The following is a 17361-nucleotide window of genomic DNA, read 5'->3' on the forward strand; positions in this document are numbered from 1 at the left end:
CCGCACTACGGACAAGGCGCGCTGCCACAAGAGACAGGAACGCGCCCGCACGTGGCACTTATGGATGGCCGTGCGGACGCAGGAGAGGGAGGGACCCCATGAGTTCAACAGCAATGGGCAGCATGGGCGCCGGAAATCGGTCGCAGCAAGGGCTCTATCGGGAAGAGTTTGAGCACGACGCTTGCGGCATTGGCGCTCTTGCGCACCTGAAGGGACAGCGCTCGCACCAGATGCTTGACGACGCGCTCTCCGTGCTTGTGAACCTCGAGCACCGAGGCGGCAAGGGCCTCGAGCGAAACACCGGCGACGGCGCCGGCATCCTTTTCCAGGTGCCGCATCGCTTCTTCCGCAAGGAAGCCCAGAAGTGGGGCCACCTTCTTCCCGAGGAGGGCGACTACGGCGTTGCCATGGTCTTCTTCCCTCAGGACGACGAGGGCGAGCAGGTGGCCCGCCGCGTCTTCGAGGAGGGCTGCGCCGAGCTTGGCGTTCCGCTTCTCTTCTGGCGAGAGGTGCCCATAGACCCGCACGACCTGGGCGAGACCGCCCGTGCCTGCATGCCGAGAATCCGCCAGGCGTTTCTCGGCCGGCCCCAAGGAGTGAGCGCTGGCGACGACTTTGAGCGCAAGCTCTACGTCTGCCGTCGCACCATCGAAAAGGCGGCGAGCAAGAACTCCGGCCTTGACGGAAAGATCTTCTATATTTGCTCGATGAGCTCGCGCACGATCGTCTACAAGGGCATGCTCGTGGCAACGCAGATGCGCGGCTTCTATCCAGATTTGAACGACGCCTCCACCGAAACGGCGCTGGCGCTGGTGCACTCGCGCTACTCGACCAACACCACCCCCAGCTGGGAGCGCGCGCACCCCAACCGCTACATCGTCCACAATGGCGAAATCAACACCCTTCGTGGCAACGTCAACTGGATTCGCGCCCGCGAGTCCCAGTTCTACTCGCCCGTGCTCGGCCATGACCTCGGCCGTGTGATTCCGGTCATCAACCGCGAGGGCTCGGACTCAGCCATCCTGGACAACGTGCTCGAGTTTCTTACCATGAACGGTCGGCCGCTCGCCCGTGCCGTCACGATGCTTCTGCCCGAGCCGTGGGACAACAACACGCAGCTTTCCGACTCGCGTCGAGCCTACGACTGCTACCAGTCAATGCTTACCGAGAGCTGGGACGGTCCTGCCGCCATCGCGTTTTCCGATGGCATCATCACGGGCGCCGCGCTTGACAGAAACGGCCTTCGTCCCGCTCGCTACTACGTGACGCGCGACGACCGCATGATTCTTGCCTCCGAGGCCGGCGCGCTCGACGTCGATCCCAGCAACATCTTGAAGGCGGGCTCGCTCGGCCCCGGCGAGATGTTCGTGGTTGACCCCGCGCAGGGCCGCATCATCTGGGACGACGAGGTCAAGGGCCACTTTGCCAGCCAGAAGCCCTTCCGCGACTGGATTGACTCCCAGACGCTGTCCGTGTCTGACCTTGTCGACGCAGCTGGGGAAGATGCCGGTGGCGACCCCTTTGCCTCCGCTGACGCCGACGTGAGCGTGGTGGAGCGAATGTCTCGCCACGGCTACCACTTCGACGACGTCGAAGAGGCCGTGCGTCCGATGGCGCAGACCGGAAAGCCCCCTCTGGCCTCTATGGGCGCAGACATTCCGCTTGCCGTGCTCTCCAAGCGCCCCCGTTCGTTCTTTGACTACTTCAACCAGCTGTTTGCCCAGGTCACAAACCCGCCAATCGACGCCCTTCGCGAGAGCTTCGTGACCTCGAGCGTGCTTTACATCGGCAACCACGGCAACATGCTGGAGGATTCCAAGAAGAACTGCCAGCTGATCAAGCTGGACGACCCCATCCTGACGGGCGAGGAGTTCCGCCGGATTGCGACCGTCGACAGGAACGGCTTCCATGCCGCGCGCTTCTCGGCAACCTATCGCCGCGACGCCGGGGATGGAGCGCTTGAGGCGGCTCTCGACAAGCTCTGCGCAGACGTCGAGGCGGCCGTGCGCGCAGGCGCCAACATCGTGGCGATCTCCGACCGCGCCGGCAGGGGAGAGGTCTCAATCCCCTCGCTTCTCGCCGTCTCTGCCGTCCACAACCACATGATCCGCGCCGGCATCCGCATGAACGCCGACTTGGTCGTCGAGAGCGGGGACGCCATCACGCCGCACGACTTTGCTACGCTTGTGGGCTATTCCGCCTCGGGCATCTACCCCTATATGGCCCATGACTGCATCCGCGCGCTCGCCGAGCATGGCTCGCTTTCCGTCAGCGCAGAGGAGGGCGTCAAGAACTACGACAAGGCCGTGCTCTCTGGCATCACGTCGATCATGTCCAAGATGGGCATCTCCACGATGCAGGGCTACCACTCCGCGCAGATCTTCGAGATCATGGGCTTTGACGAGAAGTTCGTGGACAAGTACTTCTCGGGCACGGTGAGCCGCGTGGGCGGCCTGGACGCAAACGGCGTGCAGCGCGAGTGCAACGAGCGCTACGACGAGACCGACGCCATGCTCAAGAGCCCGTCTCCCAGCCAGCTCCCAAGCTCGGGTCTCACCAAGTGGCGTCCTCTGGGCGGCGAGCAGCACATGCTGACCCCCGAGGTCATCTACCTGCTGCATCGTGCCACGCGCGAGAACAGCCCCGAGCTCTTCGAGCAGTACTCGAAGGCGCTGCACCCCACCGACCGAGCCATCGTGCTTCGCGACCTGTTGGAGCTCGTGCCGCTTGAGTCCGGCCCCGTCCCCATCGAAGAGGTCGAGAGCGCAGACGACATCGTGAAGCACTTCCAGACGAGCGCCATGAGCTTCGGCGCCATCTCCGACGAGGCGCATCGCACGCTTGCCATCGCCATGAACCGGATCGGCGCCAAGTCGAACACCGGCGAGGGCGGGGAGAACCCCGACCGCGAGACCACGATGGAAAACGGCGACTCCGCCAACTCCAAGGTTCGCCAGGTTGCCTCCGCGCGCTTTGGCGTCACGAGCCGCTATCTGGTGGCTGGCGAAGAGATCCAGATCAAGATGGCCCAGGGCGCAAAGCCCGGCGAGGGCGGTCACCTGCCCGGCACCAAGGTGTGGCCGTGGATCGCAAAGGTGCGCAACTCCACTCCTGGCGTGGGCCTCGTCTCTCCTCCGCCTCACCATGACATCTACTCCATCGAGGACCTTGCTGAGCTGATCTTCGACCTCAAGAACGCGAATCCCGAGGCAAAGGTGTCGGTCAAGCTCGTCTCCGAGGCAGGCGTCGGCACCATCGCCACGGGCGTTGCCAAGGGCGGAGCCAACAAGATCTTGATCTCGGGCGCCAACGGCGGCACGGGCGCCGCGCCGCGCGACTCTATCTACCACACCGGCCTCCCGCTTGAGCTCGGCCTTGCCGAGGCGCAGCAGACGCTGCTGAGAAACGGCCTGCGCTCCCGCGTTGAACTCGAGGCGGACGGCAAGCTGATGGACGGCTATGACGTGGCGGTGGCTGCGCTTCTGGGCGCCGAGGTCTTTGACTTTGGCACCGCCGCGCTCCTCTCGCTTGGCTGCCTCATGCAGCGCGACTGCCAGACGGACACCTGCCCCATGGGCATCGCTACGCAGAACTGCGAGCTCAGGAAGCGGTTCACGGGCAAGCCCGAGTACGTGGTCAACTTCATGTACCTTGTTGCCGAGCAGCTGCGCGGCATCATGGCCAAGCTCGGCTTCCGCACCATCAAGGAGATGGTGGGTCATCCCGAGTGCCTGCGCCAGAAGAAGGTCAAGGGCAACTGGAAGGCCAACACGCTCGACCTGTCTCCAATTCTGGTCAACGTGACCAACGAGTACGGCAAGTCTGTGCCCGGCGCCAGCTGCAAGCACTATCTGCCCGAGATGGGACCCGTGGACGAGCTGCCCTGCGCCCTCGACTCGACGCTGTTCATCCCGTACACGGCGGCCGCTCGCGCCACCCTCACCCCGGTCCGCTTCCATGCGGACATCGCCAACGTCAACCGCTGCGTGGGCACCATGCTTGGCTCGGTCGTTACGCGCGCGCATCCCGAGGGGCTGCCAGAGGGGTCCATCACCATCGACTGCGAGGGCTCCGGCGGCCAGAGCTTCGGCGCGTTTCTGCCGGCGGGCATCACGATCAACGTCCACGGCGACGCCAACGACTACTTTGGCAAGGGACTCTCTGGCGGCATCCTGACCGTGGCGCCGTCGTCGAAGGCCACCTACAAGTTTGACCAGAACGTCTCCATCGGCAACGTCGCCTTCTATGGCGCCACCGGGGGAAGGGGCTTCATCAACGGTCTGGCCGGCCAGCGCTTTGGCGTGCGCAACTCCGGCGCCACGATCGTGTGCGAGGGCGTGGGCAACCACGGCTGCGAGTACATGACGGGCGGCACGGCGCTGATCTTGGGAGAGGTTGGAATCAACTTTGCAGCGGGCATGAGCGGCGGAGTCGCCTATGTCTACGACGAGTACGGCACGCTTGCCGAGCGCTGCAACACCGACATGGTTGAGCTGAAGCAGCCTACGCTGCGCGATCTCAAGACGATCCACGCCCTGATCGAGGAACACGCTGCGCGCACGAGAAGCCCGCGCGGCATCAAGATGCTCTACATGTTTGACGACATCAAGGACCGCTTCGTGAAGGTCATTCCGCACGAGTACGAGATAGCGCTTGAGCTGACCGAGGCTGCAGAAGCGGCGGGCAAGACGCGCGACGAGGCAATCGAGATTGCCTTCGAGACAATGAGGAACGGGAGGTAGGCCATGGGCAAGGTAGGAGCATTCATCGACACGAAGCGTGTCGCCCACGGCGAAAGGCCCGCGGGTGAGACCATCAAAGACTTTGACGAGTTCGCGGTACCGTTGGACGAGGAGAGGCAGCGCGCGCAGGCGAGCCGCTGCATGTACTGCGGGGTGGCGTTCTGCCAGACGGGATTCTCGTTTGGTCACGCCAAGAGCTCTGGCTGTCCGCTGCACAACCTGATTCCCGAGTGGAACGACCTGGTTTGGCGCGGCATGTGGTCGGACGCGGCAGAGCGCCTGGCGCTCACGAACCCGCTGCCCGAGTTCACGAGCCGCGTCTGCCCCGCTCCCTGCGAGGCCGCCTGCAACCTTGGACTTGCCGACGAGCCCACCACGATCAAGGACGACGAGCGCGCCATCTCCGATCACCAGTGGGCGACCGGAGGGCCCGCTCCGCTTTCGCCTGCGGCCGCCGATGCTCCTTCGGTCGCCGTCATTGGCTCTGGCCCTGCCGGGCTTGCGACGGCGTGGGAGCTTGCGCGCCGGGGCGCTCGCGTCACCATTCTCGAGCGCCACGACCGCGCGGGAGGCCTTCTCATGTATGGCATCCCCAACATGAAGCTGCCCAAGGAGGTTGTCGAGCGCCGTCTTCGGCTGATGGAGAAGAGCGGCATCAAGATTCGCTGCGGAGTCGACGCCACCGACCCCTCCGTGGTTTCTGAGCTCGGCGGCTATGACGCCATCGTCGTTGCCGCGGGCGCGGCGGACGCGCGCGGCCTGAAGGTGCCCGGAGCCGACCTTCCCGACGTGCACTTTGCCGTCGAGTTTTTGACGGCTCAGACAAAGGCGCTGCTTGAAGGACATGCCGGCAAGCCCGCCATCAGCGCAAAGGGCAAGGATGTCGTGGTCATCGGCGGCGGCGACACGGGCACCGACTGCGTTGCCACGGCGCTGCGCCAGGGCGCAAAGAGCGTCCACCAGCTCGAGTTCCTTCCCGCTCCTCCCGATGCCCGTGCGGCATCGAACCCCTGGCCGGAGTGGCCCAACGTCAAGAAGACCGACTATGGCCAGGTTGAGGCAGCGCTCGTTCAGGGGGAGGACCCCAGAAGCTGGGCGACCAACACGCTCGAGGTGCTGGATGACGGCAAGGGCGGCGTGCGCGGTCTGAAGGTCGTCTCGCTTGACTGGTCAGCCGGAAAGCCCGACCCCATCGAGGGCTCCGAGCGCGAGCTGCCAGCCCAGCTGGTGCTCCTGGCCATGGGCTTTACGGGCCCCGAGGCGTCGATTTATGAGGCGCTTGGCGTGGAGTGCACGGAGTTTCGCGGCGGCGTTCGCCCCAAGGCGGCAGGCGCGGGCTCACACCAGGTTGTTTGCACTGGAGACGTACCTGTCTTTGCCGCGGGCGACGCGCGCACCGGCTCGTCGCTTGTCGTCGCGGCCATTTCGGACGGCCTGGCGTGCGCCACGGAGGTCGCTGGGAGCTTGGGGCTGTAGCTATGGCTATCGCTCGGTCGCGGGCCTTGTTGGCTCGCTTGAGCGCCCGCGTGCGCCCTCTGCAAAGCGCGGCAAGAACTGGTACCAATTTGGGAGGAAAGCGAGGTTGCATGCTCATGTTTGGGGATTGGGGGTTGTCATGCCTTGGTCGTCAGCGGAAAGACGAGATGCAAGTCGCGAGAGATATCTGTCGCGAAGGAGGAGCGCTCGAAAAAGAGCCTCGGGAAGCCGGGCTGCTCAACCTGAGGATTCTGCCATGAACAATGCAAGCTCTGCTTCCGCCAGCCTCATCTGGCTCGAGGATGGCGTCGAGAAGAAGGCGCCGGAGTTTGAGGAGCCTGTGCGCCCTTGGCTCGAGGAGTCGTCTGAGTGGGGGAACGACCACGTGCGACAGCCGCTCAAGAAGTCCGAGGGCGACGATGATGACGGTGGCAAGCCCTCGCTCATTTGGGTGTAGCCAGGTCCCTTGACGGACGGATGCGCTTGGTCGGCTCCACACGATGCGCCCCGCATGGCAAATGCCGTGCGGGGCTTTTCTCGTCTCTAGCAAATTCTATTGCGTTATTCGGCGCTGCCGGGACAGCCGTCGTAGTTGATGCCGCCGACGAGCTTGGAGAAGTCATCCCTGTTGCCTCTGATGAAGCTCTCGGCGTAGCGCGGGTAGCGCTCGGTTGCGTCGACGAAGAGGTCGGCAAAGCTGAGCTGACTCATCTGTCCCGTGTAGGGGTTCTCCCAAAAATGGCACTTCAGGTTTGCCGCTGGGCACTCGCTGGTGCGCACCACGCGGTGCGCCATCGAGGCGGCCATAGAGTGCGGCCGTCCCAAACGCTCTACGTCTGAGATGAGGCGAGTCTTGGGGGATCCGGCGGGGTCGATGCGACGGAAGATCCAGCGGTAGTCTCGAAGCGAGCTCGCATAGTCTTCGGGCTCGATGCCAATTCCGAAGACTGACATCGCAGTCTGAGAGAAGAGCGCTCCGGCAACACGGTCGATGCGTGCGGTGCTTGCGAGGTTTGCCGAGGCGGGAGACTCAAGAATCGTCAGCTTGCGCTTCTCCCACAAGATCCAGGAGTCGATGTCGCTTTCAATGAGCGCATGGACCTCCGCGCTTGCATCGGGAAGGCCCATCTCCTTGAGAAGGTCAAACTGCTCGGAGAAGACGAACGGGTGCGTCGTGCTGTCAAGCACGTAGTGGGCAAGCATGCCAAGCGAAAAAGCGCGTCCGATGCGCTCGTCCGCGCGCGGAAGGTGGCCGACAGAGTTTCTGACGCTCAGAAACGCGTTCACCACGCTCTTCTCGTGCATTGCGTGAGCAAACCGATGGCATTCGCTGGCCCGCTCGGGAAGCATGAAGAAGGCGGCGAAGAAGGGGTCGGGACCCTGGTTTCCTAGCAGAAACGCGAGAAGCTCCTCCTCGCCCTCGACGATTCCCTCCGGGAGCTTGGTGACGACGTCCTCGCCAAAGATATGATGCGTGATAAGCGCAGGCATGAGAGGTGCTCCTTGAAAGCTTACTTAGATCCGAGTGACCGGATAAAGTTTCGTGGCAAGGTCAATAGCATAGCCTAACTTGTGCGTTGCGGGAAATGCTCCGTTGTTGCGTCCACTTGTTCAGTTCCTTGGTACAATTTCGCATTTGTTGGGCATGAGGGCATGACCGTTTGGAGCGCAATGAGCGTCGCTGAAATCTTTATCTTGGGTCTCGCACTTTCTGCAGACGCCTTCTCTGTCACGATTTCGAACTGCTTCGCCTACCAGCACGAGACTCTTGCGCGCCGGGCGCTCATGCCAATTCTCTTTGGCCTGTTTCAGGCTCTGATGCCGGTTGCCGGCTACTACTTGAGTGGCATCGCCGGCGACTTCATCGAGCGCTACTCCGGAATCATCACCCTTGTCATCTTGGGAATCATAGGCGGAAACATGGTGCGGGAGGGCGTCTTGGCGCTGAGAGAGTCAAAGAGATGCGGAGGCGCCCCCGCTGTGCGAGAGGGCCATCTTACCGTCTCCATGCTGCTCTTCCAGGCTGTCGCAACGGCCATTGACGCCTTCGCGATTGGCGTCTCGCTGAGGGCTCAGGCGGTTGACCTCGCATTTTCCGTGACTGTGATAGGTCTTACGACGGCTGCGTGCTGCATCCTCGCGCTCGTCATTGGCCGCAAGCTCGGAGACCTTCTGGGGGACCGCGCCGAGATCCTAGGCGGCTGCGTCCTTATCGCAATCGGCATCAAGGCGCTGCTCAGCTAGCCTCGTGGCATCTGGCCTCCTCGCGCTGCGCTACGACAGGGCGCGCGCCCTCGTCGCTTGGCCTCGGCGAAGCCACCTGCCGCTTCTGTAGTAGATGACAAATGCGATGGTGGTCACCACGTAGGTGATGGGATACACAATGAGCACCGAGTCAAGCGTGCGCACCTGCGGCACCACGGCAAGAAGCCATACGATGCGCAGAAGGCAGGTTCCCGCCATGGTGATGAGCATGGGCGTCATGCTCTCGCCGCAGCCCCTGATAGTTCCCGAGATGTTGTCCATGATCGAGAACAGCACGTAAAACGGCGCGATGTAGTAGATCATGTGGACCGCATTGGCCTCGATTTCGGCGTCGGACACAAAAAATGCCGCTAGCTGCGGGGCAAAGACCGTAACAAGAAGACCAGATCCACCCACGACGAGCAGCGTGAGCATAAAGGACGTGCGCAGCCCCGCCCGCACGCGCTTCTCGTCGCTAGCCCCAAAGTTTTGCGCTGCAAACGTGGTGGTCGAGACGCCCAAGGAGTCAGTGATCATCCACACGACGCCGTCGATGCGTCCGGAGAGCCCCCATGCCGTCACGATTGACGTGGAATTGAACGAGTTCACCGTCGACTGCACGATGATGTTCGAGATGGAATACGCCGAGGACTGCAGCCCCAGCGGAAGGCCGGTCACAATCATGACCTTTGCGGTGTGCGGGTTGATGAGCTGTCCCTTAAAGTCGAGGCGCCACGGCCCGTCGACATGCATCAGCTTGATAGTGGTGACGGCAGCGCCAAAGAGCAGCGAAATCGCCGTCGAAAGACCGGCGCCAGCCGCCTCCATGCGCATCCCCGCAATGAAGACGAAGTCGCACAGCACGTTAACGACGCAGGTGGCAGCCACGATCATTGCTGGCGTCTTGGTGTCTCCAACGGCTCGCTGGATCGCCGAGCCCATGTTGAACACGATGGAGAACACGAGCGCTCCCATATAGAAGCGCGAGAAGGCCAGAGACTGCTCCATCAGCTCGGCGGGAGTGCCCATCAGCCTGAGCGCGGGCTCAAGAAAAGCAAGGCTGAGCGCGGAGAAGCCCAGGCCGCCAACGACTGCTATGGACATGGCGGTGCGCACCGACGTGCGCAGCCGCTCGTTCTGGCCGGCTCCAAACTGCTGCCCGCAAATGATCGCGCAGCCCGTCCCAACGCCAATCGAGAAGCCGACAACAAGGTCGACGAGGCTCTGCGTTGCCTGAATGCCTCCCAGCGCGTTCGTGGTGGCGTAGTGCCCTATGACCCAGGTGTTTATCAGCGAATAGGCCTGCTGGAAAAATGAGCTCAAAAACACGGGAAAGAAAAGGCGCAACAGCTGTTTCCAGATGGTTCCCTTCGTTACGTCAAGCGAACCCGAAAAAGCCTTTGACGCCATACGCCGACACGCCGCCCTTCTCGCCTTTTGAGAGTGGTATTGCCTTACATCCCGACGTTAGCAGCGATTTTTTCCGCTGCCCTTTAGAAAGCCAAATCCAGGCAAACGCCATGCGCGAGAAGCTTCGGATTGCACGAAGCGCGATGAACCGAAAGCCACAAGGGCAGATAGTTAAATATTTTTCTTTGTCATAATTAGTCCAGAGCTTTGTAATGAGACGGTAATGGACTGAACCATACCGCTCGCCAAAATCAATTTTTGTAAAGCTCGAGTAAAGCTGACTATTGACTAGGAGGAAGTTTGGCAGGCTATGGCCTGCCTGCTTATGGGGAGGAGGGCCCTCGTGGTCTTCCAAAGAAATGAGGGGAATTGCGATGAGAAGCATTTCACGTAGGAACTTTATCGGTTCTTCCGCCGCGCTTGGCCTGGGCCTTGGCCTCGCCGCGTGCAGCAGCGATGACTCCAGCAGCTCTGAGAGCAGCTCTGGTACCGATACCAGCTCTTCTTCGGATGCTTCTGACGAGAACCTGAGCCGCATCGCTGACGACGACATGATCAGCGCCGCTAAGGAAGACGGCCAGCTGGTTGTTTACGGTTCCTGCGAGGAGCAGCACGTGGCAGCCTGCTGCGAGCACTTCCAGGAGCTCTTTGGCATCGAGACCAGCTATCAGCGCCTGTCCACCGGCGAGGTTGAGTCCAAGATCGAGGAGGAGAACGGCAACCCGTCTGCCGACGTCTGGTTCGGAGGCACCACCGATCCTTACAACGTCGCCGTGAACAAGGGCCTGCTCCAGGCCTATGAGGCAAAGAACGCCTCCCACCTCATCTCCGACGTGTACCGCGATGCCGACGGCTATTGGTATGGCATCTACAAGGGCATCCTCGGCTTCTTCTACAATACCGACGAAATCGACCGCCTTGGCATCGACGCTCCTCAGGACTGGCCCGACCTTCTTGACAGCAAGTATCAGGACCTTATCTGGATGTCCAACTACAACACCGCCGGCACTGCAAAGCTGATCCTCAACACCGTCATCCAGAAGTACGGCCACGACGAAGGCATCCAGTATCTGGTCGACCTCGACAAGAACATCGCTGTCTACACCAAGTCCGGCTCTGGCCCCTCCAAGAACGTCGGCACCGGCGAGTGCACCGTGGGCATCGGCTTCTTGCACGACGCCATCTACCAGATCGTCGACAACGGCTACAACAACATCGGCCTGGTCATCCCGTCCTCCGGCGCTTCCTACGAGATTGGCGCTACGGCAATCTTCAATGGCGCCACGCACCAGAACGCCGCGAAGCTTTGGATTGAGTACGCTCTGTCCCCGCAGTGCGTCGAGCGCGCGCAGGAGGTCGGCGCCTACCAGTTCCTGGTCATCGACGACGCCAAGCAGCCGCAGGTTGCTACCGACTACGGCCTGGATCCGGACAACGTCATGGACTACGACTTCGAGGACGCCAAGGAGAACACCGAGACCTACGTCAGCGACATCATGACGGCTCTCGCCAACTCCGGCACCAACACCGACGATACCTCGCGTTTCCAGACGGAGTAGCGCCTGTGTGTTGCCAATAAAAGGGCTTCGCTCAGAGGCTGGGCAGGCAAATTGCCTGCCCAGCCATCTGCCTGTCTAAAGGTAGCGACACATATCGTATTGGTCACGACAAAGAAAGGGGGGAGAAGATGGCAAAATCGCAATCAGAGGAGCTCGACCGAAAGAAATTTATGGCCGACCCCATCATGGTCACGACAATTGTTGTCTTGATCGCGTTTCTGGGCCTGTTCATTCTCTACCCGCTGGCCATCCTTCTGGTGGACAGCTTTATCACCGAAGACGGTCCCACGCTCTCGATCTTCCAGCGCATTCTCGCGATGCCTTCCTTTGAGACGGCCATCACCAACACGCTGTCTCTGGGACTTTTTGTAAGCCTGTTTGCGGCACTGATCGGGCTTTTGTTTGCCTACGTCGAGGTGTACGTGCAGCTGAAGTCGAAGTTCATGTCGAGGGTGTTCAAAGTCGTCTCGATGCTGCCTGTCGTCTCCCCGCCGTTCGTGCTGTCGCTTTCCGTGATCATGCTGTTCGGCAAGTCCGGCATCATCACTCGCTACATGCTGGGCATCTATGACAACAACGTCTACGGCTTCTGGGGCATCGCCCTCGTTCAGATCCTGACCTTCTTCCCCGTCTGCTACATGATGCTCAAGGGCCTGCTGAAGAACATCGACCCCTCTCTCGAGGAGGCCGCCCGTGACATGGGCGCTTCTCGCTGGAAGGTCTTCACGAGCGTCACGCTCCCGCTGATTCTCCCCGGTCTTGGCAATGCCTTCTTGGTCTCGTTCATCGAGTCGATCGCAGACTTCGCCAACCCCATGCTTATCGGTGGCTCTTACGACACGCTGGCCACATCCATCTACCTGCAGATCACGGGAGCGTACGACAAGCAGGGCGCGTCTGCCATGGCAGTCGTGCTTCTCTGCATCACGCTGCTCATGTTCATCGTTCAGAAGTACGTGCTCGAGGCCAAGTCCACGGCCACGCTCACGGGCAAGGCCAGCCGTCAGCGCATGCTCATCACCGACAACTCCGTGCGCATTCCGCTGTCCGTCCTGTGCGGCGCCATTGCCATCTTCGTCATCGTGATGTACATCTGCGTCCCGTTTGGCGCCCTGTTCCAGACCTGGGGCTATGACTTCCACCTGACGCTCAAGTGGTTCCAGCAGGTCTTCACGATGCACCACGGCCTCGAGGCCTTCACGGACTCGTTCCTGCTCTCCGCCATCGCAGCGCCTATCTGCGCGTTGCTCTCCATGATCATCTCCTATCTCGTCGTCAAGAAGCGCTTCCATGGCCGCGGCTTCATCGAGTTCGTCTCAATGCTCGCCATGGCCGTTCCTGGCACCGTCCTTGGCGTCGGCTACATTCGCGGCTTCTCCAGCGGCCTGTTCCACACGGGCATCATGCAGGGGCTTTACGGTACGGGCGCAATCCTCGTCATCGTGTTCATCGTCCGCTCGCTGCCTACTGGCACGCGCTCGGGAATCTCGGCGCTGCGCCAGATCGACAAGTCCATCGAGGAGTCTGCCTATGACATGGGCGCCAACTCCTTCCAGGTGTTCATGACGGTCACGCTGCCGCTCATCAAGGACTCGTTCCTGTCCGGCCTCGTCACGGCGTTCGTCCGCTCAATCACGGCAATCTCCGCGATCATCCTGCTCGTAACGCCCGAGTACCTGCTCATCACCGTCCAGATCAACGAGTTCGCCGAGAAGGGCGCCTACGGCATCGCCTGCGCGTTCGCCACGATCCTGATCATCATCACCTATGGTGCTGTGCTCCTGATGAACCTTGCCATCAAGCACTTTGGCACCAGCGCAAAGATCAACGCCGCTGCTGAGGAGGAGTAACAGATGGCAAAAGAGAAGAAGGGTGTGCGCCTTGAGCACATCTCCAAGATTTACCAGGACCCCAAGACCAAGAAGGACTTCTATGCCGTTCACGATGCCAACATCGACATCCAGCCGGGCGAGTTCGTGACGCTGCTCGGCCCTTCCGGCTGCGGAAAGACCACCATCCTGCGCATGATCGCCGGCTTCGAGAGCCCCGACGAGGGCCAGATCTACCTGGGCGGCGAGCCCATCAACGACCTGACGCCGAACAAGCGCGATACGGCCATGGTGTTCCAGAGCTACGCCCTGCTCCCTCACTACAACATCTTTGACAACGTGGCCTATGGCCTGAAGATCCGCAAGGTCCCCCAGGACGAGATCAAGAAGAAGGTCGTCAACATCCTTGGCCTGGTGGGCCTTGAGGGCATGGAAGACCGCATGACCAACCAGCTCTCCGGCGGTCAGCAGCAGCGCGTCGCCTTGGCGCGCGCCCTGGTGCTCGAGCCCGGCGTGCTGCTCTTCGACGAGCCGCTCTCCAACCTGGACGCCAAGCTGCGCGTTGACATGCGCACCGAGATTCGCCGCATCCAGCAGGAGGCGGGCATCACGGCCATCTACGTCACGCACGACCAGTCCGAGGCAATGGCCATCTCCGACCGCATCATCGTCATGAAGAAGGGCGTCGTTGACCAGATCGGCGACCCGCACACTATCTACTACCACCCGGTGGACGAGTTTGTTGCCGACTTCATCGGCGAGTCAAACTTCCTGCGCGGCAAGCTCGAGAAGAAGGAAGGCTCCGACGGCGTTGCTCGCATCGAGGGGCATGACGTTGAGGTCTCTGGCGTCGACCACCTGAGCGTGGGCGACGACATCGTGCTGGTTCTGCGTCCCGAGTCTGCAAAGCTCGCCGACGAGGGCGTCCTCAAGTGCAAGGTGACGCTGTCCCGCTTCATGGGCAACTACCAGAACTATCAGGTCATGGTTGGAGACACGCTGGTCAAGATCCAGGACTTCAACCCGAAGAACCACAAGATTTATAACGTGGGCGACGAGGCGTACGTGAGCTTTACGGCAGACGACGCCCATGCGCTCTAGTTTGTAGCTCTCAACCGCAAGCGCGCGGCAATGGCGGGCCCGCTTTCCTGCACTCCATGGGGAAGCGGGCCCGCCTTCTTTGCCTCTGGGGCAAAGGCACGCCTCGAGGCCAGATGCCGATTTCCGTTTTTCCCAAACTTGTATAAAGCGGCAAGAAATGGATAGTTTACTAACAGCAGATAAACCGCTTGTTGTTAATTTAGAGGGAAAGGGCTTGGCCATGGAATTCAAGTTCACTCGCTCCAAGGCGTCGACGATCATAGTCGGAATTCTGAGCGTCATCTTGGGCGTGATAATGTTCATCTATCCGTCGAGCGCAACGCAGCTCGTCACCTCGATCGTGGGGTGGGCCATGCTGATATCTGGCATCGTCGCCTTGGTAAGCGCCTTCAGCACGCCGAGCGTGCTGCTCTCCTCGATGGACTTGTACTGGGGCATCCTTGGGACGCTGCTCGGCATCCTTATCGTGAACAACCCTGGTCTCTTTGTCGCATGGATCTTCATCCTACTGGGCATTTTCATCATGATGGCTGGCTTCCAGATGCTCTTCGGCGCGAATGCCCTGCGCGTTGCCGGCGCCCCCCATTCTGGCTCGCACCTCGCCTTGGCAATCATCATGGTTATCCTCGGCATGATGGTCATGATGTCGCCCTTCGCAATGGCTGACGTCACGATGATGCTCTGCGGCTGCGCGCTCATCTACACGGGCATCGTTGGCGTGATCGACGGCGTCCAAATGAAAAGCGACAAGAAGTAACGCATCGACGCTTCGCAAATGATGGCTGGGCCCAGGTCATGTGCCTGGGCCCTTCTTTTTTGCCGATTCATAGCAAGTCGCGCCGAAGCGCCTCCGTGGAAAAAGACAAAATCTTGATTCATAATCTTGTCCATATGGTCATCACGCGTTACGAACATGTCATTATTTGTCATCGGAATGGATAAGCAGCATAAGGAACAGCACCTTCCTTTGTCGTTTACTAAGGCTGCTTCGAAAGAGCACTGATCGGAGGGGCATCGACACTGGAGGTGGGTTCGGTGGCATATAGGTACGCGGTAATTGGCTATGGGTTCATCGGTCGTAGGCACGTTGACACGCTCAAGTCCTTTGAGGAATCAGACTGCGTCGCCGTCTGCGACATCAATCCGAGGCGCCTTGCCGAGGTTCGCGAGAAGTACCCTGACATGCCCGTGTATGAGAGCGCGAACGAGATGTTTGCCAACGAGTCGCTTGATGGCGTGATCATCTCGGCAAACAACAACCAGCACAAAGACCTCGTGCTGCTGGCGGCGCAAAACGGCGTCAACATCCTTTGCGAGAAGCCCGCGGCGCTCTCGGTAGCAGAGTTTGACGAGATGATGGACGCCGTCGACAAGGCGGGCGTCTCCTTTACGGTGCATCAGCAACGTCGCTTTGACAAGGACTTCGCTACGGTTGAGCGCTGCTACAAGGAAGGGCTCGTCGGCGACATCTACACAATCCAGAGCTCGCTTTATGGCTACAACGGCAACATGCACGACTGGCACCGCTTCAAGGCCGAGGGCGGAGGCATGCTGTATGACTGGGGCGTGCACCTGATCGACCAGATACTCTACCTCGTGGAGGGAAAGCTCAACACGGTCTATGCCGACGTGCGCAACGTCATCAACAAAGAGGTGGACGACTACTTCAAGATCATCCTGCGCTTTGAGAACAACGTGACTGCCGAAATCGAGCTGGGAACGTACTTTTTGAACGACCGTCCCGACTGGTTTGAGCGCCACTGGTTTGTGGGCGGCAACACCGGATCGATGGTCGTGGACAAGTTTGAGCCCCAAGGCGCCATTGTAAGGACGACCCATCTTCTTGAAAACGTCGCCGACGACCAGGACAAGTCCGCAGCCTCCTACGGACCCACGCGCTCGTTTGGCGTCCCGGCTCCCGGCCTTATCGTCAGCGAGCCCCTGCCCAAGGTGAACGTGAGCCAGTCCGACTTCTTCGTCAACTACTTTAACGCTCTCGCCGGCAAGGAGGACATGCTCGTCACGCCTCAGCAGGTGAGGCGCGTGCTCTCCGTCATGGAGGCCTGCCGGGAGTCGGCAAGGACGAAGCGCAGCGTTGACTTTGAGCTCTAGGCTCGAGCGGCATGGCCTGGGCTGGAGCGCGCCTGGGCAAAAGAAGGGGGTCATGAGACGTCATGGTGATTGACGCGCACGTGCACATCGCGGTGAACGAGGGCGAGAACCCCATGTCGAAGCCCGAGAACGTCATCCGCTCCATGGACAAGAACGGCATCGACAAGATCGTCTGCTTCACATTTCGCCCGGGACTTGACAACCAGCGGCGCCTCGCCGAGGTAATCGAGCCCTACCGCGACAGGATGATCCCCCTCGCCTTTGTCGGACCGAGGGACTCGGACTGCGCCGAGCAGCTCACCTACTGCCTCGATGTGCTGGGATTCCAAGGAGCAAAGCTGCACCCGTACATCTCAAACTTCGTTGTGGCGGACATAAAGCTTCTCTCTCCAATCTTTAGCATCCTAGAGGAGCGCAGCTCGTATGCCGTCATCCACTGCGCAAGCGAGGACTTCCGCAATCACCCCACGATGTTCGAGCGCCTTGGCAACTGCTTCCCCCACGTGCTCATCCAGATGGCGCACATGGGCGAGGTCATGTCCACAAAGTATGCCGTCGATGTGGCGAGCCGTGTCAGAAACGTCTACCTTGACACTTCGATTTGCTCCTACAATGCGGTGAAGCGCGCGGTGAGGGGATGTTCCGACAAGACGTTCATGGGCTGCGACTACCCTTTCTACAAGTTCGAGATGGAGATCCAGAAGCAGCGGCTTGTTGCCGAGGACCTCAACGTTCCCAATGAGATTGCGACGATCATGGGAGGCAACTTCGAGAGGGTCTTCGACATCGACGAGAGCGGCTGCATTCAGCACAAGCCGTTTGATTAGGTCCCTGTCGTCATCCCAGCTCGGGTGGTGGCGTCCTGAGATGGCTTAGAGAGGAGAAAGG

General features: G+C 60.7%; 12 protein-coding genes. 10 read left to right on the forward strand and 2 right to left on the reverse strand.

Going from position 1 to position 17361, the window contains the following annotated elements; genetic code table 11:
- Window positions 1-98: 98 nt before the first annotated feature.
- From gltB to ACOYJL_RS08320, 3 genes are all read left to right on the forward strand, one after another.
- Window positions 99-4742: a glutamate synthase large subunit gene (gene gltB, locus ACOYJL_RS08310; protein WP_433569765.1), complete on the forward strand. Its 4644-nt coding sequence runs from the start codon at window positions 99-101 to the stop codon at window positions 4740-4742.
- Between the two features lie 3 nt (window positions 4743-4745).
- A complete protein-coding gene (locus tag ACOYJL_RS08315) occupies window positions 4746-6218 on the forward strand; it encodes a glutamate synthase subunit beta (protein ID WP_433569766.1) in 1473 nt (490 codons plus the stop codon).
- Window positions 6219-6474: 256 nt separating this feature from the next.
- Entirely contained in the window at window positions 6475-6675 is a 201-nt protein-coding gene (locus tag ACOYJL_RS08320) for a hypothetical protein (RefSeq protein WP_433569767.1), read from the forward strand.
- Between the two features lie 104 nt (window positions 6676-6779).
- On the opposite strand, the gene ACOYJL_RS08325 is transcribed toward ACOYJL_RS08320, so the two are convergent.
- A complete protein-coding gene (locus tag ACOYJL_RS08325) occupies window positions 6780-7709 on the reverse strand; it encodes a zinc dependent phospholipase C family protein (protein ID WP_433569768.1) in 930 nt (309 codons plus the stop codon).
- 180 nt (window positions 7710-7889) lie between these two features.
- On the opposite strand from ACOYJL_RS08325, the gene ACOYJL_RS08330 reads away from it, so the two are divergent.
- Entirely contained in the window at window positions 7890-8462 is a 573-nt protein-coding gene (locus ACOYJL_RS08330) for a manganese efflux pump MntP (protein ID WP_433569769.1), read from the forward strand.
- A gap of 30 nt (window positions 8463-8492) precedes the next feature.
- Here ACOYJL_RS08330 and ACOYJL_RS08335 read toward each other — a convergent pair whose 3' ends face one another.
- Window positions 8493-9809: an MATE family efflux transporter gene (locus ACOYJL_RS08335; RefSeq protein ID WP_433569770.1), complete on the reverse strand. Its 1317-nt coding sequence runs from the start codon at window positions 9807-9809 to the stop codon at window positions 8493-8495.
- A 437-nt stretch (window positions 9810-10246) separates the two neighbouring features.
- Here ACOYJL_RS08335 and ACOYJL_RS08340 point away from each other — a divergent pair, with 437 nt between their 5' ends.
- The 6 genes from ACOYJL_RS08340 (at window position 10247) to ACOYJL_RS08365 (ending at window position 17300) form a co-directional block, all read left to right on the forward strand.
- Window positions 10247-11431 (forward strand): ABC transporter substrate-binding protein, encoded by a 1185-nt coding sequence (locus ACOYJL_RS08340; protein WP_433569771.1) that lies wholly within the window; start codon window positions 10247-10249, stop codon window positions 11429-11431.
- Between the two features lie 128 nt (window positions 11432-11559).
- Complete coding sequence (locus ACOYJL_RS08345) at window positions 11560-13281, forward strand: ABC transporter permease (RefSeq protein WP_433569772.1); 1722 nt, start codon at window positions 11560-11562, stop codon at window positions 13279-13281.
- A 3-nt stretch (window positions 13282-13284) separates the two neighbouring features.
- Complete coding sequence (locus ACOYJL_RS08350; RefSeq protein WP_433569773.1) at window positions 13285-14361, forward strand: ABC transporter ATP-binding protein; 1077 nt, start codon at window positions 13285-13287, stop codon at window positions 14359-14361.
- Window positions 14362-14581: 220 nt separating this feature from the next.
- Window positions 14582-15118: an HdeD family acid-resistance protein gene (locus ACOYJL_RS08355; protein ID WP_433569774.1), complete on the forward strand. Its 537-nt coding sequence runs from the start codon at window positions 14582-14584 to the stop codon at window positions 15116-15118.
- A 278-nt stretch (window positions 15119-15396) separates the two neighbouring features.
- A complete protein-coding gene (locus tag ACOYJL_RS08360) occupies window positions 15397-16473 on the forward strand; it encodes a Gfo/Idh/MocA family protein (protein WP_433569775.1) in 1077 nt (358 codons plus the stop codon).
- Between the two features lie 62 nt (window positions 16474-16535).
- A complete protein-coding gene (locus ACOYJL_RS08365; protein WP_433569776.1) occupies window positions 16536-17300 on the forward strand; it encodes an amidohydrolase family protein in 765 nt (254 codons plus the stop codon).
- Window positions 17301-17361 lie beyond the last annotated feature (61 nt).

Source organism: Tractidigestivibacter sp. (assembly GCF_050946515.1).
Classification (GTDB): domain Bacteria; phylum Actinomycetota; class Coriobacteriia; order Coriobacteriales; family Atopobiaceae; genus Tractidigestivibacter.

Bases quoted from the DNA above. Each gene is read 5' to 3' on its own strand.
- gltB (WP_433569765.1), top strand. From the start codon at position 99: ATGAGTTCAACAGCAATGGGCAGCATGGGCGCCGGAAATCGGTCGCAG.
- ACOYJL_RS08350 (WP_433569773.1), top strand. From the start codon at position 13,285: ATGGCAAAAGAGAAGAAGGGTGTGCGCCTTGAGCACATCTCCAAGATT.
- ACOYJL_RS08330 (WP_433569769.1), top strand. From the start codon at position 7,890: ATGAGCGTCGCTGAAATCTTTATCTTGGGTCTCGCACTTTCTGCAGAC.
- ACOYJL_RS08365 (WP_433569776.1), top strand. From the start codon at position 16,536: ATGGTGATTGACGCGCACGTGCACATCGCGGTGAACGAGGGCGAGAAC.
- ACOYJL_RS08315 (WP_433569766.1), top strand. From the start codon at position 4,746: ATGGGCAAGGTAGGAGCATTCATCGACACGAAGCGTGTCGCCCACGGC.
- ACOYJL_RS08325 (WP_433569768.1), bottom strand. From the start codon at position 7,709: ATGCCTGCGCTTATCACGCATCATATCTTTGGCGAGGACGTCGTCACC.
- ACOYJL_RS08340 (WP_433569771.1), top strand. From the start codon at position 10,247: ATGAGAAGCATTTCACGTAGGAACTTTATCGGTTCTTCCGCCGCGCTT.
- ACOYJL_RS08355 (WP_433569774.1), top strand. From the start codon at position 14,582: ATGGAATTCAAGTTCACTCGCTCCAAGGCGTCGACGATCATAGTCGGA.
- ACOYJL_RS08320 (WP_433569767.1), top strand. From the start codon at position 6,475: ATGAACAATGCAAGCTCTGCTTCCGCCAGCCTCATCTGGCTCGAGGAT.
- ACOYJL_RS08345 (WP_433569772.1), top strand. From the start codon at position 11,560: ATGGCAAAATCGCAATCAGAGGAGCTCGACCGAAAGAAATTTATGGCC.